Below are 26,200 nucleotides of genomic sequence, written 5' to 3' on the forward strand. Positions count from 1 at the left end.
TTAGAGGTTCCAGGTCCCGCGAACCCCGAGCATGAGCAAGCCATAGGGGCCATCACCCACCTGCTCCAGCGGCGTCTCCTGCGTGAGATTGACGGCGGGGATGTTCACCGTCGAGGTGCCGCTGCGCGTGGTGTAGCGAGCATACGTGCCCGTCAGGTACGGGCCGAATGACAGCGAATCCGACAGCCGCCACTTGCCGCCGAGGGTCAGGTTCACGAACTCAGGGCCGCGCGTCTGGCCGTCAATCTCCACCGTTCCGGGCGCGGGCTGGGTGATGGGACCGGAGACCTTGTTGTTGAGCAGGACCATGCCCACGCCCAGCCCCACGAAGGGGTCGAACGCGGCGTCCGGCGCGAAGTGGTACTGCACGTGGGGACCGAAGCGGATTTGCGACGTGGAGCAGTCGTAGCCTTCCGGGCACGTGTACGGGTTCGTCTTCGTCAGCACGTGCGAGTACTGGCCGAACGCGCCCACGTACCAGCGCGAGTTGACGCGGTAGCCCGCCTCCAGCAGGAAGGCGATGCCACCATTGGCCGCGTCGCTGAGCTTCAGGTCGCGGACCTGCCGGTCCAGCCCCGCGCCATCCCGGTAGACGTAGCCGGCGCCCACCTGGAAGCCGACACCCACGGTGAGCTCCAGGCCACTGCGCTCATCCCGCGCGGAGGACTCCAGCGCCTGCGCCTCCTCCTGCGCGCTCGCGCTCGTGGAAGCCAGCAGTGACACCACAGCCAGGGCCCAAGACAGCTTTCCCGTCATATACCCCTCCGTCGAAGCGGGTGCTCTCGGAGCACCTCACTGTGAGGGACTGTAGGGCGGCCCGCACACCCGGCATAAGGCGCGCTGCGTCACGCGTCATGAAGCAGCCGGCCCAGCGCAGAGGACGTGGCACGAGCACAGAGAACTGCCTGTATCTGTCTGAAGATTGCACAATGTCGGGCATGAACGTCACGTTGGAGCATGCCCGCGCCCTGGACGCCCTCGCCCGCCACGGCACCTTCACCGCCGCGGCGGAGGCCCTGCGAAAGGGACACACGGCGGTGATGTACGCGCTGCGCACGCTCGAGGCGCAGACGGAGCTGACGCTGCTCGACCGGCGCGGCTACCGCACCCGGCTGACGCCCGCCGGGGAACGGATTCTGGAGCACTGCCGCAAGCTGCTGGCCGCCGAGCGCGAGTTGGAGGCCGCGTGCGCGGAGATTCGCGCTGGCTGGGAGCCCGCGCTGCGCATCGTCTTCGACGGCATCTTCCCCGCCGAGCCCCTGCTGCGCGTGGTGAAGGAATTGCGCGCCGAGGGCGCCAGCACCCGCTTCCACGTCTCCGCGGAGTTCCTCTCCGGCGTGGAAGCAGCCTTCGTGCGCGAGGAGGCGGACCTGATGGTGACGCTGCTGCCGCCCACCGTGCCGGGCCTGCGCACGTACCGCCTGCCGGAGCTCAAGGCCATCCTGGTGGCCCACCGGGGCCATCCCCTGGCCCGGCGGCGGGGACCGTTGAAGGACGAGGATTTGGCCGAGCACCTGGTGCTCACGGTGCGCGGCTCGGACCCTCGGCTCCAGCTCAGCACCGGCGAGCTGGAGGCACGCTCCACGGTGCATCTCAATGACTTCGCGGGGAAGAAGGCGGCCATCCTGGAGGGGCTGGGCTTCGGGTGGCTGCCCGAATACATGGCCGCCCGCGAGCTGCGCCGGGGCGAGCTGAAGGCCCTGAAGCTGGCGGGTGACGCCACCCACGCGTTCCGCCCCCAGCTCCACCACCACGCGGGCATCCCCCTGGGACGGGCCGCCCGCCGAATCGTGCAAGCGCTCACGGAGACGGAATCCACCTCTTGAGTGCGCCAGGAATCAGCTCAGGGTGCGCGTGCTAGCTTCGCGCGCATCATGAAAGGCAGTGACCTCCGAGAAGGCGTCGTTCGCGTGTTGAGCCGGGATCGGCAGCGCGTCCTCGGGACAGGGTTCCTCGTCACCGAGCGCCTGGTGGTGACGTGCTGGCACGTGCTCGACACGCTCAGCGACACCGAGCGCGACGCCATCTGCCTGGAGGTGCTGCAGAGCCAAGAGAAGGCCACGGCGCGGCTGCGGCTCGATGCATCGAGCCCCACGGAGGTGGCGGACCTCGCGGTGCTGGCGCTGACGCGCCCGCTCCGAGGGCCGTCCACGCCGCTGCCCCTGGGCAGTGCGGAGCGGAGCGCGGACCACCGCTTCGCCACGTTCGGATTTCCACGGGGCTTCGATGACACGGGCACGTGGGCCCGCGGCACCATCGGCTACGCGACGGGGGACGGCGACTTTCGCAAGCTGCTGCTGCACGGCTCGGACATCCGGGAGGGATTCAGCGGCAGTCCCCTCTTCGATGAGCAGACGCGGCGCGTGGTGGGTGTGGTGCGCTTCAAGGCCGTGGCCTCGGAGGCGCGGGAGGCGTACGCGACGCCCACGGAGCAGCTGCTCGCGCGCTGTCCGGAGCTGCGTGCTTCGGAGGACTGCCCCTACCGGGACCTGGCGTCGTTCCGTGAATCGGACGCGCGGTTCTGGAAGGGACGCGGGCGGGTGCTGGACGACCAGCTGCTGCCGCTGCTCGCGAGGCTGCCCCGATTCGTGGAGGTCTCCGGCCCTTCGGGCAGCGGCAAGTCGTCGCTGCTCCACGCGGGGCTGATTCCCGCGCTGCGGGACGGAACGTTCATTCCGGGCAGCCAGCACTGGGACGTCCGGACCCTGCGCCCGGGGTTGGAGCCATTCGCCGCGCTGGATGGCGCGGGCCTGCCCGCTGGAGAGGGGTTGGTGGCGCGTGCCCAGGCCTGGCGTGCCGCGAACCCGGAGCCAGGAAAGCGGCTGGTGCTGGTCATCGACCCGTTGGAGGACGTGCTCCTTCGCGGAAGCAGCGCGGAGCTGGCGCAACATCAACGCTTCCTCCAGCAGCTCTCCGCGCTCGCGGATGAGTCGCTGCCCGTGACGTGCGTGGTGGCGCTGCGCGAAGGCTTCGACGCGGTGCTGTCCGAGCGCGCGCCGAGGCTGCGCTCCTTGCTCGGTGAGCACCGGGTGCAGGTGCCATCGGTGCTGACGCCCTCGGAGCTGCGGGACATCATCGCCGGTCCGGCCCGGGAGGTGGGCCTGCGCTTCGACCCACCCGAGGTGGTGGACTCCATCGCCCTGGCCGCGCAGGAGGAGTTCCGCGTGGAGTCCGGCGCGGGCGCTCGCGTCACAGTGCTTCCGTTGCTGGAGGTCGCGCTGACGCAGCTGTGGCAGGCGTCGCGGGATGGCGCGATGACCTTGGAGGCCTTCAACGCCAGCGCGGGGCTGCTCGGTTCGCTGGCGCGCTGGGCGGACAGTGTCTACGAACCGCTGAAGCCCTCGGAGCGCCGGCTGGCGGACCGGCTGCTGCTGGAGCTGGTGCAGTTGGGTGAGGCGGACAGCGGCCTGGAGGACAAGGGGCGCCGGGTGCCGCTGGAGGTGCTGCGCGGGCGCCTGGGTGAGCAGGCCGAGGTGGACGCGGTGCTCCAGGTGCTCGTCAACGGACGGCTCCTGGTGACGGCCCAAGACGGGCACCGGCAGCGGGAGACGGTGGAGCTGATTCACGACGCGCTCCTCACACACTGGCAGCGCTTCGTGAAGCTGCGCACCGTGGACCGGGCCTTCCGCCGCTGGCACGAAGCCGTGCAGGCCGACGCGGAGCGCTGGTGGGAAGCGGAGCGCGCTCAGCAGCGCCAGGAAGCCGAGCACCGGCTGCTGCGAGGCGAGGCGCTCACCAGCGCGCAGGCGATGATAACGCTCCATCCGCATCAAACGAGCGCGCTGGCCCAACGGTACGTCCTGCGGGGCCAGGAAGTGGAGCGCGGACGGCATGGCCGGGCCCGGAGAAACCTGTGGCTCGCCCTGGGGGCATCCGTCAGCGCGCTGCTGGGCGTGAGCGGGTTCTACCTCCGGGCGGTGGATTCCGAGAAGCAGGCCGTGGCCGCGAAGGATGCGGCCGAGATTGCCATGGCCGCCGAGGCCGCGACCTCGAGACAGCTCTCCCTGCAGTTGCGCATCTCCGAAGCCGACTCCGTGGTGAGCCTGTCGCGCAGCCCTGGCCGCGAAGTGGAGGCGCTCACCCAGGCCATCCAACTCGCGGGAAGCCCGCCGACAGGCGCGGACGCAGCCCAGGACGAAGTGACCGAAGCGCTGACCGAGGCCATCGCCGCGTTCCTCTACTCCGCCCCCTTGTCCGCGGAGCTCGAGGCGCGCACCGTCGGCGCGTTCTCTCCAGACTCACGTCATCTCGTCACGCGAGGCATCGTGCTGTCTCCGTCCATGCGGTTCGTCAGCCGGCTCTGGGACGTCCGCACCGCCAGCCTGCTGCGCGAGTTCGAGTCCGTCGACCTGTGCCCGAAAGGCGCGCTCGTGGAATGCACGGACGCGCTGTACGCCGACATTTCAGGGGAGGACACCCACGCCTTTGGCTTCTCGCCTGGAGATGGAACGCTTTGGCTGGGAGGGCGCCGAGGCACCCTTTTCAGGTGGAGCCACCAGGGCGCTGTGCCCTCCATTCCGGATGCCCACGATGACAGGGTCACAGCCATTTCGTTCTCGGACAGCGGCGACCGCATGCTGTCCGCCAGTCGCGACCGCATGGTGAAACTCTGGGATGCGAACACCGGACGGACCTTGCGCGAGCTGACCTTCCAGGAGCCCTGCACCCAGGCCGTGCTGTCGGGCGACTCGCGTTACGCATGGGTGGGGGGTGAAGAAAATACGTGCCTCTACGACCTGACCTCCGATGTGCGCCTCATCCGGTGCATCACGACGCATGACCCGGGCCCTTCGGTCGCCTTCTCCCCTGCGAGCAGACTGGCTGTGCTCGGCGACCGGCGCGGCGAAGTCAGCCTCCGTCTGCTGGAGCTGCCCTCTGGTCAGGACCATCATCGCCCGCTCACGAAACTCGAAGGGCACGCGCTCATGCCGTCCTTCGAAGACGAATGCAGCCTCTCGGCCTTCGACGACATCTTCTCCTCGGCGCTCACCGTGCGCTTCTGTGACAGAGGGCCTGGCAACGCCACCGGAAGCGCGGCCTCCCCGCGGATGCGAACACGCTGGACGCCCAATCCCCTCCATGGACGCCTCTTCGAGAACGGACGGCGCGCCGTCGAGTTCGCCGAAAATCCCGTGGGCGCCCATCCCTTCATCCGGGTTCCCCAGGCCACCCTGCGTTGGATGTTTCGCCAGGGGCCCCTGGACTCCCGGGCGGAGCGGGCCCTGGTCGCGCCGGATGGACGCACGCTCCTCGTCCAGGCCGAACCCGGCCTCACGCGGAAAACCATCGATATCTCCACCTGGAGCGAGTACGTGCCGGGCGGCTTCGCCGTGTCCAAGGACTTGCGTTGGATGGTGGTGAGGGAGCCGCAAAGCGGCCAGCTCTCACTCGTTGACAGGGAGACCTCGCGCCAGACTGCGCTGGGCGCGTGTGACGTCAAGGGCGTGTATCCGCCCCTGGAGGGCGCCTTCTCTCACGACGGGAGGTTCCTCGCCGTCCGCTGCGGCGTGAAGGTCCGGTTCTGGGACGTGGCGCAGGCGAATCTTGGACCGCGCACACAGCCGCCGCCCATCGAAGAAGGAATCAACCTGACCTCGCTCCCCGCGCACTGGCGATGGCGACACGTCACCCCCACGGAGGACCACGCCACCGAGAGCTTCCTGGCGTCGCCTCGCGCCCGTGCGCACCTCCAGCGGACCAAGGTGCCTGGCGAGGACGCGTGCCAGACGCAGAGGACGTTCTCCCAGAGCGCCCTCGTCGAGTTCGCCCCCAGCGGCAGATACTTCGCGATCGAGGACGAGGGCTCCGTCTACCTGGGCGCTGCCCGAGACTGCCGGCTGACGCGGGAAGCGCCTCTGGCCACCTCTGCGATGACATCCCAGGGTGCCTCGTTTTCACCGGACGGCGAGCGTTTCGTCACCATCTCCAACGTGCCCGAGTCCTCCGCGCTCTGGGAAAGCGCCACGGGGAAGTGGCTGGCGCCACTGCCCACGAGCCTGGGGGCCGCCGTCATGGCGTTCTCACCGGACTCCAAGTACTTCGCGGTCGCCAACCATCCCGACGTCTACTGGATGGGACAGGCCTACCTCTTCGACGCCACCCACGGCGAGAAGAAGCCCCTGGCGGCCATCGACGGGAAGGTCAAGGCGCTCTCCTTCTCTCCTGATACGTCCCGACTCGTCGCGGTGACGGACGATGCCATCCACCTCTTCGACCCGAATTCAGGCGCGCTCGTGCGCAGAATCGACCTGAGCACGGATATCCACGTGAAGGTCCGCCATGCACAAGAGCGCTTCGGTGTCTCGGACACGTCGGGCAAGCTCCACTTCTGGCGAACCTCCGATGGCCGGCACGTGGCCGAGTTGCACCAGGGCCACCGCTCCGGCCTGGAGATGGTGCCCGATGAGGCGGGCACGCGCGTTGCCACCTTCGACTCGGACGGAGCCTATGTCTACTCGCTCCGGCTGGACGACCTGCTGCGACAGGCCTGCACGCTCATGCGCGGACGGCGCGAGTACGCACCGGTCCAGTCCATCTGCGGCACCGTCCTTCTCCCAGCGGCCCCCCTGGCGGGCCGTCCGACGCCGTGAGGCACGACGTCTCCATGAGCACCACCGCGCAAGGCCGTGAGCCGTTGCACCGGGCACGCCGCACCCTCCGCGACCTGCCGAAGGTCCGCGAGTCGCTTCACCCCGAGGGCGTGGAGGCGCTCGTCGCCACGCACTTTCCACCGTCCTGGCGCGTGCCCACCTCCGTCGTCGGCAAGGTGACTGCCGACGCCCTGCGCGACGAACTTCGTGAGCTGCTGACGACGGGCGCGCAGGTCCTCGCGCGGCTGGAGCATTCGGGGGAGGACACGCCCCTCTCCGAAACCGAGCGGACGGCGCTGGAAACGGTCGTCGCCTTCTTCGGGCGCCCTGCCCTCGCCATCCGGAACGGCAGCTTCGGTGCGCCGCCCGTGGGGTGGGAGATGTTGGAGCAACACCGCGAGCACATTGAGCGGACCATCGACGCCACCGGGCGCATCGAGCTGGCCGGAAGCGGCATGCTCGGCACGGGCTTCCTGGTGACCGATGAGCTGGTGATGACCAACCGTCACGTCGCGCAGCACTTCTGTCGGCAGGCGACGGACAAGTGGGTGCTGCGGCTCGGCGTGGTGCCTCGGGTGGACTGGCTGGGTGAGCACCAGCGTGATGCCCAGGCCACCTTCCCCATCCAAGGCGTCGCGGCGGTTCACACCGTGCATGACCTGGCGCTGCTGCGACTGGGCGCTCCCAAGGGAGCGGTGCTGCGTCCCGCCCCGCTGCGGCTCGCCACCCAAGCACCGGACGCGACGGACTCCCGCACCTTGTACTGCGTGGGCTACCCGATGAAGGACCACAGCCGGACGCCGCCCGAGGTGCTGCTGCGCATCTTCGAGGACACCTTCGGCGTGAAGCGACTCCAGCCCGGAGAGCTGCTCTCGCTCGACCCGGCCCGGCAGCAGCTCTCCCATGACTGCTCCACGTTGGGAGGCAGCTCCGGCTCGCCCATCGTGGATTTGGAGACGCACGCCGTGCTCGGCCTGCACTTCGGTGGCACCCGGCAGGAGAACCACGCCGTCGCGCTGTGGCAACTGGCGGACGACCCGCAGCTGAGCCGCGCGGGCGTCCGCTTCGCCAATCCGTGACGGGCCGCTACTGCGTCACCACGCCGCAGTCGCCCGTCATGTTCGTGGCCGGCTGTCCATTCACCGTGTTGCCAGTGAAGACGTTGTCGCGGGTGATGACCAGCTCGCCGGTGTTCGACCCGCGGTTGCAGGTGATGACACCTCCGGCCCCACCCCGGTTGTTCACGAAGCGGTTGCCTCTCATGACGACGGTCCGGGAGCCACCGATGTCCTCCAACTGGACGGCCGCGCCGGGGCCCAGCGGGATGAAGTTGCCGTCGAACACGTTGCCCTCCAGCAGGTCATTGTCCGGCTGGAAGTAGTGGATGGCGGCACCACCGCCCAGGTCAAAGATGCCCTGCGGGTTGGGCCACGTGAGGATGGGCCGGTCCCAGAGGTCGCTCGTCAGCGAGCCGCCGAAGGCCTGCACGAAGTTGCCCCGGAACGTGTTGTTGCGCAGCACCGTGTTGCGACCGTGGGTGATGCACACCGCGCCACCGCCAGCCATCGAAGAGGTGCCCGGCTGCGCGAAGCGGTCGATTTCACGGATGCGGTTGTTCTCGAAGACGGTGTTCTCCACCCGCGAGCCGTCGGTGAACATCAGGTCCAACGCGCCGCAGTTGGCGGAGGACTCGTTGTCACGGAACACCGAGTCCGTAATCGTCACCGCACCCGGGTAGTAGACCCACAGCGCGCCACGCGTCCAATCGCGGTCGCTGTTGTATTGGTTCTTGCGCACCTTCTCGAAAACCATGTGCTCGAACACCGGGTCGCCCGAGCCCACGGAGTTGGCGCCATAGAAGTTCATCCCCCACCAGCCATAGGGGTTGGTGGACGTCAGCAGCACGGGCGCATCCGCCGTTCCTCGGACCTGGATGGCGCCGTACACGCGGACCTCCACGCGACCCGCCTGGTGGTTCATCACGTTGTCGGGGGCGTCCGAATCCACGTCCCGCTCCGACACCTCCGGCCGGCCACGGAAGTCCAGGATGACGCCCGGCCCCACCGTCAGCACCTGCCCGCGGGGAATGGTGACGACCCCGTTTGAATCCCCCTCCACCCGGTACGGCGAGCCCTCCACCGTGAGCCGTCCCGTCAACGTCCCCCTGACAATCGTGCCGCCATCCTCGGGGATCTCGATGTCCGGCCCCGCGTCCGGCGTGCCCGCATCGGTGCCACTGTCCGGCGTGCCCGCGTCGGTGTCACTGCCCGCGTCACCATCACTGCCCGCATCCGCGCCGCCGTCCGGCACGCCCGCGTCGTCTCTGGGAGCGGGCCTGTCATCCGGCCCCGACGAACAGGCAGCAAGCACCAGGACCACAGGTAGCGCGAACAGCGAACGCGGGAAGCGGAAGGCTTTCATGTCCCTTCGCGCTAGCACGCGCTGCTGGCGGCTCGCAAACCGGGTCCGGACGACCCGGGGACTCATCGCTGGGAGGGACGCGGGTGCCCTGTTACAAGCGCGCGCATGGCGAAAGACGTCCTCGTACTCTCTTACTCGGGCTGTGGCACCTGCAAGAAGGCGCTGAAGTGGTTGCAGGAACAAGGTGTTGCCCACCAGGTGCGCCCCATCGTCGAGATGCCGCCCACCGTGGCGGAGTTGAAGCAATGGATTGCTCGCAGCGGTGTCTCTGTCCGCAAGTGGCTCAACACCAGCGGCCAGAGCTACCGCGCGCTCGGAAAGGCGAAGGTGGATGCCGCCAGCGACGCGGAGCTGGTCGAGTGGCTGGCCGCGGATGGAAAGCTGGTGAAGCGTCCCGTACTCGTCACCGGTGACACCGTCCTCGTGGGCTTCAAGCCCGAGGCCTACGAGCAGCTCTTCGCCTCGCGCGGCTGAGCCCCGCCAGCAAGGCAGGCGACCTGGCGAGCCCACGGCGGGCCGCCTCTCGCCGACCGGGGCGTCGAGTGAAGACTTCATGTCTTCATGGAGACTGGCTCACGACGTCTGCTCGGCGAGATTCTCCTGGAACAGGGAGTGCTCAACCGCGCCCAGCTCCGGGTGGGATTGGTGCATCACCATGAGGTGCATGTCCCGCTCGGGAGGGCGCTGGTGCGAGAGGGCCTCTGCTCCGAAGCCGACGTGCTTCGCGGACTCGCCGAGCAGTTCGGCGTGGACGCGGTGGACCTGGACCGGACCCCGCCAGACTCCAGGCTGCTGAACCACATCCCCGCTCGCGTGGCGCGCCAGTATCAGGTCGTCCCGCTGCGCATCGAAAAGGTGCTGCTGGACCAGGGCGAGCGGGAAGTGCTCCACATCGCGCTGCCCGCCCCCGTGTCGCTGGATGCGGTGGACGCCGTCCGCGCCGTGTCCGGAATGCCACGCGTCGAGGCGCACATCGCCTCGGACGCGGCGCTGACCCGTGCGCTGGCCGACCTCTATGGCATCGAGCCGCCCGCCGAGCCGCCCGCGCCCCCCTCGCTCGCGCCCGGGGGCCCCCTGCTGCTCTATGGCTGGCCGCCCGTCACGGCAGTGCTCATCACCCGGCTGCTGGCGAGGAACGGCCTCCAGGCCCGCACCGCCACCCCCTTGGAGGTGCTGCACACCGGGCCGGAGGACGTCGTGCTCGCGCCCCTCCAGGCCATGGAGGGCCTGCTGGCCGGGGAGGTCCACATCGAGGGCGCCCTCATCGTCCACGGCAGCGATGACGAAAGCTTCGACCGGGTCCGCGAGCTCGGCGCACGCGGATTCCTGGCCAGCCCCCGGGACGAGGAGCTCCTGCTGCGCGCCGTCCGCCGGCTGAGGCCCCACCCGGGCTCGCCCGACTCGGTCCCACACTCGCACTGAGTCCTACCCAGGCGCCCATGTGGTCACATTCACGCGCTAGGTGGGGCGAAAACTCACCCAGTTCGAGAAAACTCCGGCCTCGATTCTCAAAAAATGAAGGGGCCAGGCAACTGGGGAATCGGATCACGGAAAATGGGGACAGATGGCGTCCTTCCGGGCGCCCCTGAATCTCGCTGGAGCCCCCATGTCCCCCCGCATTGGCAACCGTCCGCAGCCGCCCCCGCCGCCGCCGCCCCCGCCGCCGGCTCGCGACACCCGGCCCCCTGCCCAGGGCGGACGTAACGGCCCGCGCGTTGACACCCAGGCTTCCGCGTCCGGTTCGGTGGAGCAGTCGCGGCACAATGCGCTGAGCGGCCAGTCCAGCTTCACGGCCGGCGGCGCCCGCGCCGATGTGAGCGGCACCGGTCCCGGTGGCATCGACACGCGCGCCCACGTCCAGGGTCCCACGTTCTCCGCGGATGCGCAGGTGGACGCGGACATCGGCCTGTCCGGCATCGACGTGAGCGTCGACATCGACATCGAGGCCAACCTCATCGAGGCGGGCGCCGGGGCCTCCAAGACAGTCGAGTTCGAGATTGCCGGCGAGGAGTACTCCGTCGAGCTGGACCTGGAGGCGCTGGGCAAGATTGGCGCCGAGGGCAGCATCGAGCTGGACCTGCACGTGGGCACCGACGGCAACGTGTCCATCAACGCCGCGGCCTCCGGCTTCGCGGGTGCGCAGGCGAGCCTCACGGGCTCCATCGAGCTGAAGCACGAGGACAACACGCTCGCGTCCGGCAGCATCACCGCCAGCGCCAGCGCAGGTGTCAGCGGCGACGCGCACGCCAACATCGGCATCGAGAACGGCAACCTGGAGTTCGACGTCGGCGTGGAGGCCACCGCGGGCCTGGGCCTGGGCGTGGAGATTGAAGGTTCCGTCAATCCCGGCAACGTGCTGAAGGCCGTGGGTGAGACGGCCGCCGCTGCCGGTGGCGAAATCCTGGAGAACGTGGTCGACGGCGCCATCAACGCGGGCGGCGCGGTGGCCGAAGCGGCGGGCCAGGTCTTCTCCAATGCGGCGGACGCCGTGACGGACTTCGCGGGCGACGTGGGCAACGGCATCAAGAACGCCTGGGAGTCGGTCTTCTAGAGGTACCCACCTCGCGCCCCCCACCGCTAGAATCGGTGCCCATGGCCGTTTCCAAGCTGGCAGCCTCCGCCGCGCGTCTGATGAAGCAGGGCCTGCTGAAGGAGGCGGCCCGCGACTTCGAGCGCGCCATCGAACAGGACCCGAAGGATGCCAGCGCGTTGCTGGGACTGGCCCGGTTGCGGCTGGCCCAGCACGACGAAACGGCGGCCCGCGCGGTGCTCCAACGGCTGGTGGCGCTGCACCCCACCCACCCGGAGGCGCTGAGCCACCTGGCCCGGTTGGACGCGGAGAAGGGTGATGCGCGCCAGTTGGACCTGCTGGCCGCGCTCGCCGCGCAACCCAAGGCGGGCTTCTTCGAGGTCATCAACTACGGCCGCGCCCTGCTGGGGCATGACCGGTACGCCACCGCCATCCCGGAGCTGGAGCGCGCGCTGGCGCTGCAGCCCGGCAATGCCCAGACGCTGACGTACCTGGGCATGGCCCTCCAGGGTGACAAGCAGTTGGACCGGGCACTGCGGCGCTATCAAGAGGCCGCGGAGGCCAACAAGACGGAGCACCTGCCGCTCCAGCTCGCCGCGCGTGTGCAACTGCTGCAAGGGCACGTGGGCGCGGCCATCGTCACGCTTCGGCAGGCCATCCTGCGCAGCCCTCGGGAGACGGCCCTCTTCCGGGAGTTCGCTTCACTGTGCTTGATGGCCGGCGCGCCCGAAGCGGCGATGCGCGCCGCCATCGAGCTGCGCCTCCAGCTCCCCGACAGCGCGGACGCCATCTACCTGCACGGCATCTCCGCCTTCGTGGCCGGCAAGGACGAGGACGCGGACCGCATCCTCCGCGAGGCGCTGGCCAAGGCCCCGGAGTCCGTGCCCGTGCGCGTGGCGCTGGCCAAGGTGCGCCGCAAGCTGGGTGACGACGCGGAGGCCCAGAAACTGCTCGAGGCCGCCATGGCGACGGACCCGTCCGAGGCCGGCGCCGCCAACGATTTGGCGGTACTGCACCTGTCGCGTCCCAGTGGTGCCGCCGCCGCGCGCGCCATCCTCACCGAGGCCTTGAAGCACCACCCGGATGACGCGGGCGTCCACCTCAACCTGGCGCTGGCCCTGGCGGACAGCGACAAGGCCCAGGCGCTCACGCACGCCAGGCGCGCCCAGGCGAGCACCCACCGCGACATCCGCGAGCAGGCCGAGCGGCTCGTCACCGCCCTGAGCCCGCGCTGACGCGGCCTTCACCGCGCCGCTAGCCCTGCTGGAGCAGGCCCAGCACGCCCAGCACCTCAGGGTACACCTTGTTGGCGAAGTAACGGCCGCCCGCGACGGTGAAGTGCACGCCGTCCTCCATGCGCAGGCGCATGGGCTTGCGGAAGCCATCCACCCGGGCCTGACGCAGCGCTCGCCCCTTCGCGTCGGTGAAGAAGGGGCGCGTGTCCAGGTGCACCGCATCCTGCCGGGAGGAGATGACCTCGCGCTGGAGGGCGCGGATGATGCTCAGCTTCTGCTCGAAGCGCTTGAGCCCCGTGGCCGGCAGCTCCAACCAGACAATCTTCCGGCCGGGCGAGGAGAGCACGGCCAGGAAGTCATTGATGCGCTGACGGTAGCCGGCCTCCCACTCCGCATGTCCCCAGTGGATGGCCTTGCCGCCCTTGGTGTCCTGGAGCGACTGCCCGTCGTTGCCCCCGAGGATGACGACGACGACGTCCGGCTGGTGACGCTCCACCTCCTCGCGGCCCACGTCCATCCAGTCGAAGAAGTCCGGACGGGCCAGGCCCGTGGAGGACTTGGCGCGGCGGGCCGACTGGATGCGCGGGTGCGCGTCCAACTGGGCCTGGAGGTACTCCCCGAAGCCGGTGGCGATGAGGCTGTCCCCCAGCAGCAGCACCTTGTGCTTGCGCGCCACTTCGGGCGACGGAGCGGGAGCCTCCGGTGCCGCGGCGGCCGGCGGTACGGCCGTGGGCGCCACGGTGGAGGGCGACGGCTCCTGCACGGAGGCAGCGGGCGCGGGCGTCGCGGAGACAACGAAGAGGGTGACGAGCAATCGCGTGAGGCGGTTCTGCATTGGCGCCCGAAAGGTAGCGATCCCGGCGCCATCCGTACATCCCCCATGTTGGCCCGACGGAGCCCCGCACCGCCCCTGCCGGGCTGCGTCAGGCGGCGCTGCTCTCCACTTCGGGCGCCGCCGCCGCGTCCAGGGCCGCCAACCAGGGCCGCAGGAGCCCCGCGCACGCCTCCGGGTGCGTGAAGTAGGGCACATGCCCCGCGCCCCGCAGCAGGTGCCGGGGCGTTCCCGGCGGCAGCGACGCGGCCAGGCGCTCCACCGTGGACGGCGGCACCAGCACGTCCCGAGTGCCCTGGATACAGACGCAGGACACGGGCAGCCTGCGCAGCTCCGGTGGGGGCGCCTCGCCCCGGATGGCCAGGGCGCGATGCCAGGTGGAGCTGCGCTCCAGCGCCGTGGTGGGAACGACTTCGGGCACACGGGCGAAGGACACCGGCGTCCAGGCCGCGAGCCCCGCAGCCACCGCGCCCGGCCGGGCCCACCGGGCGATGGGGCCCATCATGCCAATGGCGAGCCCGCGCACGCCCAGGTGCTCGGTGCGGGTAAAGGCGCCCAGGAAGGCCACGCCTCGCGCCGCGCCAGCCGCCGCCAGGTGCGCGGCCACCATGCCCCCGAAGGAGCTGGCCACCACCGCGTCCACCTCCCCCACGGCCCGCAGCACCTGCCGCGCCAAGGCGCCCGCGCCGCACGCGGCCGCCTCGCCTTCGGGGTACTCCACCAGGATGGGACGGGCCCAGGGTAATAACTGGTGGGCCAGCGCCTGGAAGCCGGAGCCACGCGCGCCCAGTCCGGGCAGCAGCAGCACCCGAGGCCCCCGCCCCTGCCCCCACTCCATCCACTGGACCTCTCGACGCATGCCACTCCTTCGCGGGACGCGGCGAGGAACACCGCCGGTGCGCCGGTTCTGCCCGGCCCGTCCGTCAGCATGCCCGGCGGGCGGGCCGCGATGCCAGTGAGGCGCTCAGGCCCCCAGGGTGCGCAGCGCGGGGACTCGGCCCAGGCCCAGGAAGGCGCGCGTGCGCTCATGGTGTGGATTGGCGAGCACCCGGGCGGGCGGGCCCTCTTCGATGATGTGCCCACCGTGCAGCACCAACACGCGCGAGGCCAGCTCGTACGCGAAGCGCATCTCGTGGGTCACCGCCACCAGGGTGAGGCCGTCCGCGCGCAACTGCTCCAACAGGTCAATCAGTGCCCCCACCCGCTCCGGATCCAACGCGCTGGTGGGCTCGTCCATCAGCAGCACCTCCGGCTCCATGGCCAGGGCCCGGGCAATGGCCACCCGCTGCTGCTCGCCGCCGGAGAGCTCGGAGGGGTACGCGTCCTCGCGGTGGGACAGGCCGACCTTCGCCAACAACGCCCGGCCCCGCTCGTTGGCCTCTTGCCGGCCCACGCCCTTCACGTGCATGGGGGCCTCCGTCACATTGCCCAACGCCGTGCGATGCGCGAACAGGTGCCACTGCTGGAAGACGAAGCCGACGCGGCGGCGGATGCGGCGCACCTTCTCGCCCTGCGCGCGGACGTCGCCCGGTGCCAGCGTGTCCGGACCCACGCGCACCACGCCCCCGTCGAAGGACTCCAGCCCGTTGAGGCAACGCAGCAGCGTGCTCTTGCCTCCACCAGAGGGGCCCACCAACGCCGTCACCTCGCCCGGGGAGAAGACGGCGTTGATGCCCTCCAGCACCGGCCGTCCCTCATAGCGCTTGCTCAGCTTCTCGACTTCAATCATCCGCGCTCCAGCCTCGCTTCCAGGTGCCTCGCCAGCCGGGACAAGGGATAGCTCATTGCCAGGTACATCAATGCGCACAACGCGCCAGGTATCAGCCAGCTTCGAACATCCACCGCGGTAATCGTCATCCGCTTCGTGAGCTCCACCACGGAGATGACGGATACCAGAGAGCTGTCCTTGAGCAGCGCGATGAAGTCGTTCGTCACACCCGGCAGCGCCACCCGGAAGGCCTGGGGGAGGATGACCCGCCGCAGCGCCAGCCGCAGGGGCATTCCCAGTGCCATCGCCGCCTCCAACTGCCCTCGCGGCACGGCCAGCACACCCGCCCGGTAGACCTCTGACTCGTAGGCCGCGTAGTTCAGGCCCAGCCCGAGGATGGCCGCGCTGATGGGGTCCAACCGGAGCACTCCGGCCAGCCCGTAGTAGAGGATGTAGAGCTGAAGCAGCACCGGCGTGCCGCGAAACAATTCCACGTAGCCGGTGGACAGCCGGGCCGCCCAGCCAGGCCCGTACAACCGCGTCAGCGCCAGCCCCACGCCCAGGGGAATGGCCAGCACCATGGCGCCCACGGACACCAGCAGCGTCACGCCCGCGGCCTGGAGGAACAGCACCAGCTGTCCCCAGCCCATGCGCGCCGTCTGCGTGGGCGCCAGCACCTCGCGGGTCTGCGCGTCCGTCCAGTCGACCATGCGCTGCTGTTCGGCGTTGTCGATGCCCCAGCGCTGGAAGATGGCGCGCAGCTCGCCCGAGCGAGCGATGTTCCCCAGCGCCGTGTCCAGCGCCTCCCGCAGGTCCTCCTCACCGGGCCGCACGGCGATGGCGTAGTAGCCTTCCCCCACGTCGCCCACCACCCGGAGCCCTGGACGTGGCTGCCCGTAGCGCTGCGCGATGATGTCGTCCATCAACACGGCGCGCACCCGCCCCTGCCCCAGGTCGATGTAGGGCTCCTCCACGCCTTCGTAAGGAACCGCCTCCACGCCGCTGCGCTGGAGCAGGTCCCACGCCAGGGAGTTGGCCAGCGTCCCCACCCGCTGGCCCTTCAGCGCATCCAGCCCGGTGACGGCCGCATCGTCCCGCCGCGCCAGCAAGCGCAGGTGGAAGACGTAGTAGGGCCGCGTGAAGAGGATGCGCCCGGAGCGCGACGGCGTGACTTCGAGGCCGTTGAGCGCCACGTCGAACGAGCCGCGCTCCAACGAGGGGACCAGGCTGGACCAGTCGTTCTGGACGAACCGGGCCCGAACCCCCAGCTCACGCGCCAGGGCCTCCGCCAATTCCACCTCGAAGCCTCGCATGCCCCCGGGTGCGTCCGGGTCCTCCATGGCGTAGGGCTCTCCCCCTTGGGCATCCGCGCCCCAACGCAGCTCCCCCGTGCGGCGCACCCGCGCCAGTCCCGAGTCCTGTTCCGCGCCACACGCGCTCAGCAGCGCCAGCAGCACCAGCACGGAGGGCAGGAGGAATGAAGGCCTTCTTGCCTGGGACAGTGACGGGCTCCTTCTGGCGTGTGTGAAGCCCCCCGACATATGCCAGGAGCCGCCCCACCGCCAGTCGCTCCTGACAGCGCCGCCCCGCACTGGTAGGTCGATGACCATGAGCGGCATTCCGCCGGCTCCCGTACCTGGGGATTTCGATGGCGTGGTGGGTCTATGCACTGCTCTCCGCGGGCTTCGCGGCACTGACGGCGGTGCTGGCGAAGGTGGGCGTGGAAGGCATTCCGTCCACGCTCGCCACCGCCATCCGCACCGTCGTGATTCTGGTGTTCGCCTGGAGCATCTCCCTGGCGCGCGGGGAGCATCACGCCCTGCCTTCCATCAGCCGCAAGACACTCCTCTTCCTGGTGCTCTCCGGCGTGGCCACGGGCCTGTCGTGGCTGGCCTACTTCCGCGCGCTCCAGCTCGGGCCCGCCTCCCGCGTGGCGCCCCTGGACAAGCTCAGCCTGCCGCTCACCCTCCTGCTGGCGTTCCTCATCCTCCACGAACCCCTCACGTGGCGGATGGGTGTGGGCGTGACGCTCATGGCCGTGGGTGCATTGCTGACGTTGAAATGAACCCCAGGTGCAATGCGGCGAAGCAATCACACCCACCCTGTCGCAGGTGCGCGCATGACCCGGCATTCATTTTCCAGACCCTGGGATTTTCCGTAGGTGCCCGGTCTAGAGTGCGCGCCCGAGGAGCGACGTTGTCATGGATGCGTTCAAGGTTCTGGTGGTCGACGATGAGCAGCCCATCGCACGCGCGCTGCAGCGTCTGTTGAAGCGAGAGGGATTCGAGGTCCAGATTGCCTTCAATGGCAACGAGGCGTTGGAGCGGCTGGAAGGATTCAGCCCGGACATCGTCCTGACGGATTTCCGGATGCCAGGAATGACGGGCAGCGAACTGCTCCAGCGCCTCAAACGCAGCCATCCGCTGGCCCTGCGCCTCATCATCTCCGGCTATGCGGACTTCAAGTCCGTGGTGGCCTCCGTGAACGAGGGCGAAATCTGCCGGTTCATCAGCAAGCCCTGGGACGACGCGGAGCTGGTGACGTACCTCAAGGGCCTGCTGCGGCACCGCGAGACGATGGCGTGCCTCTACGCCCCCTTCCGGGAAGCGCCGGACGGAGTGAACGCGGAGGTGGGTATGTCGGCCGCGTCCATGGTGCTCAAGGTGCAGGTGGCCGACCCGTCCTTCCCGGCGGACCAGGCCGTTTCGCTCATCGAGCGCTTCGCGGGCCTGCTGGCCGACGACCGCCTCAAGGTGGTGGGTGGATTGCTCGAGCGCTACGGCGGGCGCCTGTCCTTCATGGCGGACGTCGGTGGTCCCCAGCGGCTCCGGCTGGAGGTGCCGGTGCCCACCCTGGAAACCGTCAACGCCCTCCGCCCTGGCGCGAGCGACGCCTGACAGCGACACCATCCGCCCGACATCCACACACCAACCTCGCCCGATAACGCATCGCGCCGTCCGATTTCACCGAAGGGAATCTCCCCGGCCCGTTCTCACCGTGCGCAGGGGGCAGCCCACCGGTGGAACGACACGAGAGCAGGACAACAGAGGGCCCCGCCGCGCCGGGCGATGGGCACCGCCGTCAATTCGACGCGTTCGCGCGAGCACGGCGGCCGGCGTTGGTTCGAATCGCCCGGCGATTGTGCTCGGGTGGAGCCATCGACCCGGAGGACCTGGTGCAGGAGACGCTGGAGCGCGCCTACCGCCACTTCGACAAGCTGGTGGAGGAGAACACGGGGGCGGTGAGCGTCTGGTTGAGCACCACGATGAGCAACCGCTTCCTGGACCACTGCCGGCGGCGGCGGACCGAGGTCATGGGCGCGCCCATGCTGCGCCTGGTGCAGGACCTGGACGCCGAAAGCGAAGCGGCGCCCCAGGAGCGGTGGGAACGCGTGTCTCGCGACGAGTTCCAGCGGGCCATCGACCAGCTGCGCCCGCCGCACCTGCGCGACGCCTATCGCCTGCACGTCGCGGGGTTGCGGTACCGGGCCATTGCCCAGCAACTCCGCTCGACGGAAGGGACGGTGGGACGGTGGCTCACGGAGGCGCGGCAGGCGCTGCGCGAGCTGCTGGGCGGCAAGGACGCCTCGCACGAAGGCATGGCTGAATCATGAGCAGCGTCTGCGACAACCTGGAGCGTTTCGTCGACGGGGAGATGCTCCCCGCGGACGCGGAGAACTTCCGCCACCACCTGGCCCGCTGCGCGGCGTGCGAGTCGCGGATGAAGGAGCTGCTCGCCCTGGAGTTGCTCTCCGACGACGCGCTGAACAGCCCGGGGCCGGAGCGCCTCGGCGCGACTTCGCGCTGGAGGAACAAGTCCTGGCTCATGGTGGTGCCGCTCGCGCTCGCCGCGGGCCTGGCCGCGCTCGTGCTGGTCCCCCAGACGCAGCCCACCGACGCCGCCCCCGAGCTCTGGCTGGCGGAAGCGGCCACCCGGCCCCTGGAAGTCCGCCTCACCCATCCCGGCGCGGACGGACACCGGCCCTACCAGGTGATGCGCAGCGGCACGGGCGCCCGGCCCCAGGCCCTGGCGCTGCGCGAGCTGGCCCGGCTGGAGGAAGCGGCGGACCACCGGGGCATCGCCTCGGCCTTCCTGCTGCGCGGTGACCTGGCCCAGGCCTCCGCGTTCCTCGACAAGCTGCCCGCCTCCGCCGACCTGGACACGGACCGCGCGGCCCTGGCGCTCCAACAGGATGAACCGGAGAAGGCGCTCGTCCTGCTGGAGCGCGCGCTGAAGCGGAAGCCTCGCCATGCCCAGGCGCTCTGGAACCAGGCGCTGGCGCTCCAGCGGCTCGGCCTGTCACTGCGCGCCGCGGAGTCCTTCGAACAGGTGGCGCAGCTCGGCGAGCGCGGTTGGAGCGACGAGGCCGCCCAGCGCGCCCAGGCGCTGCGAAACGCGGCGGAGCAGGAGCGGAAGGACTGGAAGGGCATGCGGCAGGACTGCCAACGCATGGTGGATGGCGGCGCGCCACTCTCCACCGCGCAGGCGGAGACACTGCCAGGCATGGCGCGCGTGTGCCTCTACAACGCCCTGCGCGCCGCGGCCTCGCCCGAGCGCGTGGAGTCCCTGCATCCCCTGGCGGTGGTGCTGGACCGCAAGGAGGACGGCACGCACCTGGAAGATGCCCTGCGTCGCACCGCGCGGCGGGACTTCTCCGCACGCACGCCCCTGGCCAGTGAGTACGCACGCCTCACCCGGGGCGAGGTGAAGGGCGCCGCGCTGGAGTCCTTCCTGTCGCGGCTGCGCGAAGCCCGGCAAGAGGACCTGCTGCTGGGCGCGCTCGCCTATGCGGACCCGCGCCAGTTCCCGGACGAGTACCGGGCGCTCGCGTTGGAGACGAAGGACCCGTGGTTCGCGCTGCTGGCCGAGGAGCGGCAGGCCCGGGCGGACGCCCTGGCGGATGCCCCGCAGCGCGCGCGGGAGCGGCTCCAGGCCGCGGTGAAGACGTGCACGGCCTCCGGGAGGCAGCTGTACCGGTGCATGTTGATGCAGCGGGAGCTGGGGCTGGTGATGGCGCGGCTGCACCGCCCCGTCGATGCACGCGCCCGCTTCGTGGGCGCCCTGCGCGCCGCGCGCGACAGCCGGGAGTGGGGTTCGCAGCGGAACCTGCTCCAGGACTTGGGACAGGTGGCCCGGACGCAGGGAGACCTGGTGCTGGCCCGGGCCTACGTGGAGGAGCTGCTGCTCCAGACGCCCGAGGGCTGCGCGGACTCCGAGGTGGCGCTCACCAGCCTGGCGCTCGCGCACCACCGCGCGCTGGATGTCGCGGGTGCCCGGGAGCTGCTCGACCGGGCCATCCAGTGCAGTCAAAAGCCCTCCATGGCGCGGCTGGCCCTGCTGGCCGACCTGGCCCGCACGCCCTTCCGCAAGCCGGAGGACGCGCGGCTGCTGGAGCAGGGCCTGGAGGCGCTGCGCGATTCGGGCACGCAGGACGCGGGGGACCTCGCGCTGCTGCGCCACATCGAGGGACGCTTCCACCTGGAGCAGGACGCGCACAGGGGGCAGGCGCTGTTACGGCAGGCGCTGGCCGACACCACCAAGCTGCCGGCGGCGAACGTGAGCGCGCGCAAGGCCCGCGTCTACAGCTACACGTCACTCATCTTCGACGCGGGCCGGACGGGCGAACTGGCGCAGGGGCTGGCCCTCTTCGCCGAGGAGCACGCCATGCCCGCACCGGAGCGCTGCGTGCTGGGCGTCACGGTGGACGACGAGCGGACCTTCGTCGTGGCCCGGGACGCGGAGGGACGCCTCCTCGGCCACCACGACACCGGCCGGACGGCGCCGCTGGAAGGCGTCGAAGGCCTGGTGCCCGGCGCGGTGGTGAAGGCCCTGCGCGCCTGCCCCAGCGTGGACATCCTCGCGAGGCCGCCGGTGCAGGGGCGCGCGGGGCTGCTGCCGTCCGATATCGCCTGGTCCTACCGGGTGGGCGGCCTGCCCAATACGCCGCCGTCCCAAGCGAAGGCCCAGCGGCTCATCGTGACGGACGTGCTGGCGCCCGCGTCGCTGCACCTGCCCACGCTGCGCGCGTGGAACCCGGCCAGCGACACGGGCGAGGGCCTCACCCTGCTCCGCGGAGCCGAGGCCACGCCGCCGCGCGTCCTCGCCGCCATGCGGGATGCAACCGAGGTGCAGGTCCACGCGCACGGCATCATCGACCCGTCGGTGGCGGATGCCTCCGTCCTCGTGCTCTCACCGGAGGCCACGGGCGGGCGCTTCGCGCTCACCACGGGCGACCTGAAGGGACAGCGGCTGCGGGGCCGGCCGGTGGTGCTGCTCGCGGCCTGCTACGCGGGCCATACCAGCGCGTACCTGCATGAGAACTTCGGACTGCCGCTGGCCTTCATCGAATCCGGAGCGCGGGCCGTCCTCGCCGCCACGCAGGAGATTCCCGACGACGAAGCGCACGCCTTCTTCGAGCCCGTCCTCGCGCGGATTCGCGAAGGCGTCCCCGCGACCGTGGCCCTGCGCGACGAACGTCAGGCATGGTTGCGGCGACACGCCAGCTCCTGGGTCCAGCAGGTGCTCCTCTTCGAGTAGTCCCCTCCCCTCATCCATCGAGTGAGTTCATCCCCATGAAGAAGTACCTGCTCCCCCTCTCGTGTCTGTTCCTGGCCTCGGCCTGCCGGCACATCGGCAACACGCCGGACTGGAACCCCTCGGAGGACATCCCGGCGGGCACCGATGTCCGCATCACCCTGCAAGACGTCCGCAATCCCCAACGGCGCTCCACCTACGTGGTGGACCCGCGCACGGGCACCGTGGTGGAGCGACGGGATGGCAAGCGTGCATACGCGGTCGCGGACCCCCAGTCGCTCGACACCGAGTCCACGGGCGAGGCCACGCAGGCGGCCCTCGCGCCCACCAGCAGCGTCACCGTTGCCATGTCCGTCAACTGCCGGGACTCCCTGACGTCGCCGGATGGCTGCGTGGACCTGGCCATCGACCCCAAGCATGAGACGTCCGGCGACCCGAACCCCATCAAGGAGGAGAAGCGGCGCATCGCCATCACGGAGCGCTACGTGAAGCAACTGGCCGTGAACGTCCTGCAGACGGCGCACCGCGCCGGCGTCCAGGTGCACGTGCCCGCGCCCCGGCGCATCTCGAAGTAACGGTCCACGCGGGGCTACCGCGCGTCCGCCCCCGAGGCTCCCTCGGGGGATGGAGCCGCCGGCACGAGCCCGCTCAACGTCTCCACGTAGGTGGCGGCCACGCGGAGGAAGCGCGCGCCCTTCACTCCGGTGAGGTACTGCCGCTTCATCGCGCGCGTCGCGCCCACGTAGAACATGGCGCGGCGGATGCGCTCGTTCTCCCGGGCCGAGCGCTCGCGGGCACCGGCCATCCACTGCTCCGCGGTGTCCAGCGCGTCCAGGCCCGCGAAGAAGACGATGGGGCATTCGTGCCCCTTGCAGGAGAACACCGTGGTGGCGCGCACGTGGTCCACGCCACTGACGCGGAAGTCCGTCACGTTGCGCCCACCCTTGCCGCCGTAGGCCTCCGCGGGCACGCCCGCGCGCTTGAGCGCCTCCGTGTACTGGGAGGGCATGACGGGGGCCACCACGAGAATGTCACTGGGGTGGACCCCCTCCTCGCGGATGAGGCGGGCCACCTCGCGAGCCACCTGCCGCGCCTCGCTGGCGCTGGAAGCGAAGCCGCGCACCTGGGGTAGCACGCCGCCGCGCTCGGTGGACTGCACGCGGAAGAGGCCTTCCAGCGTCTCTTCCGGAAGCCAGACGAGCCCCTCGCGCGCCAGTTCGCCCACCTTCATGTATTCGCGCATGCCGGGCTCGGCCGCGGCGTGCTGGCGCAGCGGGTCCAGCACCACGTTGAAGGCCACGTCGAGGATGTCCCGGGTGGCGCGGAACGTCTCCTTGAGGACGCGGGTGCGGCCGCGGAACGACAGCCCTTCAGGCAGCTGTTCCTTGAGCGCGTCGATGGGCACCTGGCCATAGACGTTCTGCGAGTCGTCCATGAAGAGCTGGAAGCAGCGCACCTCGCGCCCGTCCGGCAGCGTGTCCGGACGCACCAGCGCGTGGAGCATGGCCAGCGCCTTGGCGTCCATGTCCTGCGCCTCGTCCACGAAGACGCCATCGAAGGAGGCGGGCGCATGACGGCGCAGCGCCCCCACGTGCCGCACCGTCACCCGCGCGCGCAGCTCGCGCACCCGCAAGCGGCCCGCGCGCTGGGCCAGCGCCTCCACCAACAACTTGTCCACCAGCGGGGCCAGCGCACGGTTGAAGAAGGACACCAGCACCTGCGCTTCGGAGTGCTCCAGCAGGTAGCGCGCCACCCAATGCGCCAGCACGTACGTCTTGCCGCTGCCCGCCACGCCCCGCACCAGGTGGTGCCCGTCGTCGAAGCGGCGCTCGAAGAGGGACACCTGCTCGTGTGTGAAGAGGGGCTTGCCGGGCCGCGCGCCCGAGATTTCCGCGCCCAGGTCCACCGGCACCGGCGGGGGGGGTGGCGGCGGCGCGCGCTGCGGCACGGGCAGCGGCTCCAGGCGCAGCGGCTCACCGGGGTGCACACGAAGGCGCGGCAGCAGCGACAGGAAGCGCTGGGGAATGGTGGCGGCGCGGGCCTCGTCGCGCGAGGCCAGGACCAGCAGATAGTCCTTCGCGCGGCTGGCGGCCACGTTGAGCATGGGCACCAGCGTGTGGGGAGGAAAGGGCCTCCCTCCGGCGACGGTGTCCACCAGCACCACGTCATACTGGGTGCCCTGCTGGCGATGGATGGTGGACGCGCTGAAGACGTCCCCGCGCAGACCCGCGGCATTGCCCAGCCGGCGCAGCAGCGCGGCCTGCGCGCGGTAGGGCGTGACACACAAGACGCTGAGGCCGGAGCGCACCGCCTCGCGCGCCAGGGACACGGCGAGGTTGGCGGACAGCTCGCGCTGGTAGCCGGAGCCCGTCTCCCCGCGTCCGTGCGTAAGGCGCTTCGAATCTCGCGTGAGCCCGTCCAGCACCACCCAGCCCGCGCGCACCGCGGGGAACGAGGCCACCGGGGCGGGCCGCTCCGCGCGCTGCTTGACGACGTCGCCGTCCTCCAGCGCGCCGCCGTAGCAGAAGTGGCTCACCACCTTCGCGATGTCCGGGTGCATGCGGTGCTGGGTGCGCAGCAGCAATACGTCCGCGCGCGCCGCGTCCTTCACCGCGTCTTCCAGGTGCGACAGCCCGCTGCCGCGAAGCCACTTCTGCGTGCCCTTGCCCGCGCCCTCCGCGGCGCGGCTCACCGGGCCAATCTGCTTCGGGTCACCCGCCAGCGTCACCCGCTCCGCCAGCGGCCCCATCAACGCGGTGGCCGCGCGGGTCACCATGCCGGCCTCGTCCACCACCAGCCGCGCGAAGTGCCGCTTTCCCTCCAACTCCGACACCAGACGCAGCGCGCGGTGCACGGTGACCACCACCAGCGGGCAGTCCCCCTTCTCCACTTCCTTGAGCGTGGGGTCCTTCACCTTGCCGCGCAGCCCGCGCAGCTCCGCCTGGAGCTTGGCCAGCTCATGGGCGGGACCGCCTCGCACCCGCTGGAGGATGAGCTCCCGCTCCCGCTCCTCGATGCTGGCGCGCAGCTTGCCGCCCTTGGTGTCCTCCAGCATGACGGTGGGCAGCTTCACCAGCGCCTCGCTCGCGCCGGTGCCGCCACGGAAGATGCTGCGCGCCAGGGGCCGCAGCGGAATGGGCTCGCGCTCCAACAGCGCGCTGACGCGGAGGACCAGCTCGTCCGCGGCGCGGTTGGTGGGCGCCACCGCGAGGATGCGCTCGCCAGGGAAGGCGCGCAGCGCCCGCGCGATAAGGTCCGCCACGGCCGTCGTCTTGCCCGTACCGGGAGGTCCCCAGATGCAGCCCCAGGGCTGGCGCCACAGCCGGTCGGCCGGAATCAGGGCCTCGTCCCGAGGCGTCAGAGAGACCGGAGGCGCCTCCCCACAGGCGCGGCTCAGAGACTCGGCGAGGGCGTCCTGCCGCTCTTCGTACGCGGAGGCCGCCGCGCACAAAGCCTCTGCGAAGTCATAGGGCCGGTAGCACCAGCGGTCCGCGGTCAGCGCGCGGCGGTCCACGTCATCACCGTGGCTGGGCGCGGCGAACACCCGCCCCGATTCGAAATCCAGGTGGACGACGTCTCCGCCGAAGACGCACTCCTCCCCCAGGAAGCCGAGCACCGAACCTCCCGACCAGTCCGGGTCCGCCGCCGGTCGCGGGATGAGCGACAGCACCCCCGGCCCCTGGAGGCTGACCTCGCGCACGTCCTGCAGCAGCTGCGCTCGGTATTGGCTGCGCTCGGACAGCAGCGCCTCCCGCAGGTCCTCCGGAAGATACGCGGGCGGAGCCCAGAGCTCGCGGCGCTTCCCGGTGGCCACCGCGGCGCGCATCGCCTCGCGCTCCGCGGGGCTGACGTCCTCTGGCGCGGAGACATCCCGGGACGGAACGTCCTCTCCGCCTTCCCGTCCTCGCGCCATCCGGGAAACGAGCAGCAACGGATTCGGGGCCCGGGCCACGTCCGCCTTCTCCTCGGTGGGCTCGGGTGCCTGGGGTGGCTCCACACGCACCGCGGTCTCGGTGCGCCGCAGCGCCACCTCCTCCTCACGACGCGGCTCGGGTGCCTGGAACGTGTTGCGCCAGCGCGGCACTGAACCTACCCGCTGGGGCGGAGCGGCTTCGGGCGGAGGCGCATCGTCGTACTCGACATGCAACTCACGCGTGGACGATGGCGCCTGCGAGTCCCCGTCTCCGGGCTCCGCCGCCTCGCCCGCCCGTCCCGCCTCCGGCCCACGCATCATCGGACGCGCGGCCTCCACACCTCGCCTCGCACCGGCCCTGGGCCACCGGTGCCATGCGGGGCCGTTACATCCGGCAGGGCTGGAGAAGACGCTGCGGCTGCCATGGCGAACACTCG

The 26,200-nt window shown here is 70.5% G+C and carries 19 protein-coding genes; 12 read left to right on the forward strand and 7 right to left on the reverse strand.

Features of this window, described 5'->3' with window-relative positions; all coding sequences use genetic code 11:
- Entirely contained in the window at positions 1-756 is a 756-nt protein-coding gene (locus OZ403_RS28950; RefSeq protein WP_140794543.1) for an outer membrane beta-barrel protein, read from the reverse strand.
- Positions 757-938: 182 nt separating this feature from the next.
- Between OZ403_RS28950 and OZ403_RS28955 the strand changes: the two genes are divergently transcribed.
- From OZ403_RS28955 to OZ403_RS28965, 3 genes are all read left to right on the forward strand, one after another.
- Entirely contained in the window at positions 939-1,826 is an 888-nt protein-coding gene (locus OZ403_RS28955; protein ID WP_237077520.1) for a LysR family transcriptional regulator, read from the forward strand.
- 84 nt (positions 1,827-1,910) lie between these two features.
- Positions 1,911-6,590, forward strand: a complete 4,680-nt coding sequence (locus OZ403_RS28960) for an nSTAND1 domain-containing NTPase (protein WP_268782300.1) — start codon at positions 1,911-1,913, stop codon at positions 6,588-6,590.
- 14 nt (positions 6,591-6,604) lie between these two features.
- Positions 6,605-7,669 carry a trypsin-like serine peptidase gene (locus OZ403_RS28965; RefSeq protein WP_268782301.1) on the forward strand — a complete coding sequence of 355 codons (1,065 nt, stop codon included), beginning with the start codon at positions 6,605-6,607 and terminating at the stop codon, positions 7,667-7,669.
- Positions 7,670-7,676: 7 nt separating this feature from the next.
- Here OZ403_RS28965 and OZ403_RS28970 read toward each other — a convergent pair whose 3' ends face one another.
- Positions 7,677-9,011, reverse strand: coding sequence for a right-handed parallel beta-helix repeat-containing protein (locus tag OZ403_RS28970; protein WP_268782302.1), 1,335 nt, complete (start codon positions 9,009-9,011; stop codon positions 7,677-7,679).
- A 105-nt stretch (positions 9,012-9,116) separates the two neighbouring features.
- Here OZ403_RS28970 and OZ403_RS28975 point away from each other — a divergent pair, with 105 nt between their 5' ends.
- The 4 genes from OZ403_RS28975 (at position 9,117) to OZ403_RS28990 (ending at position 12,776) form a co-directional block, all read left to right on the forward strand.
- Positions 9,117-9,485 carry an arsenate reductase family protein gene (locus tag OZ403_RS28975; RefSeq protein WP_268782303.1) on the forward strand — a complete coding sequence of 123 codons (369 nt, stop codon included), beginning with the start codon at positions 9,117-9,119 and terminating at the stop codon, positions 9,483-9,485.
- An 87-nt stretch (positions 9,486-9,572) separates the two neighbouring features.
- Positions 9,573-10,433 (forward strand): general secretion pathway protein GspE, encoded by an 861-nt coding sequence (locus OZ403_RS28980; RefSeq protein WP_140794549.1) that lies wholly within the window; start codon positions 9,573-9,575, stop codon positions 10,431-10,433.
- Between the two features lie 184 nt (positions 10,434-10,617).
- Positions 10,618-11,562, forward strand: coding sequence for a Circumsporozoite protein (locus tag OZ403_RS28985; RefSeq protein WP_268782304.1), 945 nt, complete (start codon positions 10,618-10,620; stop codon positions 11,560-11,562).
- Between the two features lie 41 nt (positions 11,563-11,603).
- Positions 11,604-12,776, forward strand: a complete 1,173-nt coding sequence (locus OZ403_RS28990; protein ID WP_268782305.1) for a tetratricopeptide repeat protein — start codon at positions 11,604-11,606, stop codon at positions 12,774-12,776.
- Between the two features lie 19 nt (positions 12,777-12,795).
- Here OZ403_RS28990 and OZ403_RS28995 read toward each other — a convergent pair whose 3' ends face one another.
- The 4 genes from OZ403_RS28995 to OZ403_RS29010 all read right to left on the reverse strand — a co-directional run bounded on the left by OZ403_RS28995 (position 12,796) and on the right by OZ403_RS29010 (position 16,779).
- On the reverse strand, positions 12,796-13,611 hold the full coding sequence (locus OZ403_RS28995) for an SGNH/GDSL hydrolase family protein (protein WP_237077523.1): 816 nt from the start codon (positions 13,609-13,611) through the stop codon (positions 12,796-12,798).
- Between the two features lie 88 nt (positions 13,612-13,699).
- Positions 13,700-14,467, reverse strand: a complete 768-nt coding sequence (locus tag OZ403_RS29000) for an alpha/beta fold hydrolase (protein ID WP_268782306.1) — start codon at positions 14,465-14,467, stop codon at positions 13,700-13,702.
- 105 nt (positions 14,468-14,572) lie between these two features.
- On the reverse strand, positions 14,573-15,337 hold the full coding sequence (locus OZ403_RS29005; RefSeq protein WP_140794553.1) for an amino acid ABC transporter ATP-binding protein: 765 nt from the start codon (positions 15,335-15,337) through the stop codon (positions 14,573-14,575).
- Positions 15,334-16,779 (reverse strand): ABC transporter substrate-binding protein/permease, encoded by a 1,446-nt coding sequence (locus OZ403_RS29010; protein WP_268782307.1) that lies wholly within the window; start codon positions 16,777-16,779, stop codon positions 15,334-15,336. Before OZ403_RS29010 ends, OZ403_RS29005 begins: the two co-directional genes overlap by 4 nt.
- Before the next feature lie 185 nt (positions 16,780-16,964).
- Here OZ403_RS29010 and OZ403_RS29015 point away from each other — a divergent pair, with 185 nt between their 5' ends.
- The 5 genes from OZ403_RS29015 to OZ403_RS29035 all read left to right on the forward strand — a co-directional run bounded on the left by OZ403_RS29015 (position 16,965) and on the right by OZ403_RS29035 (position 22,425).
- Entirely contained in the window at positions 16,965-17,381 is a 417-nt protein-coding gene (locus tag OZ403_RS29015) for an EamA family transporter (RefSeq protein WP_140794555.1), read from the forward strand.
- 136 nt (positions 17,382-17,517) lie between these two features.
- On the forward strand, positions 17,518-18,213 hold the full coding sequence (locus tag OZ403_RS29020; RefSeq protein WP_140794556.1) for a response regulator: 696 nt from the start codon (positions 17,518-17,520) through the stop codon (positions 18,211-18,213).
- 122 nt (positions 18,214-18,335) lie between these two features.
- Entirely contained in the window at positions 18,336-18,929 is a 594-nt protein-coding gene (locus tag OZ403_RS29025; RefSeq protein WP_140799596.1) for an RNA polymerase sigma factor, read from the forward strand.
- The gene (locus OZ403_RS29030) at positions 18,926-21,853 is read left to right on the forward strand and encodes a CHAT domain-containing protein (protein WP_268782308.1); all 2,928 of its coding nucleotides are present in this window, start codon (positions 18,926-18,928) and stop codon (positions 21,851-21,853) included. Before OZ403_RS29025 ends, OZ403_RS29030 begins: the two co-directional genes overlap by 4 nt.
- Before the next feature lie 35 nt (positions 21,854-21,888).
- A complete protein-coding gene (locus tag OZ403_RS29035; RefSeq protein WP_140799598.1) occupies positions 21,889-22,425 on the forward strand; it encodes a hypothetical protein in 537 nt (178 codons plus the stop codon).
- A gap of 14 nt (positions 22,426-22,439) precedes the next feature.
- On the opposite strand, the gene OZ403_RS29040 is transcribed toward OZ403_RS29035, so the two are convergent.
- On the reverse strand, positions 22,440-26,084 hold the full coding sequence (locus OZ403_RS29040) for an AAA family ATPase (protein WP_140799599.1): 3,645 nt from the start codon (positions 26,082-26,084) through the stop codon (positions 22,440-22,442).
- Positions 26,085-26,200 lie beyond the last annotated feature (116 nt).

This window comes from Myxococcus sp. NMCA1 (assembly GCF_026810205.1).
Classification (GTDB): Bacteria; Myxococcota; Myxococcia; order Myxococcales; family Myxococcaceae; genus Myxococcus; species Myxococcus xanthus_A.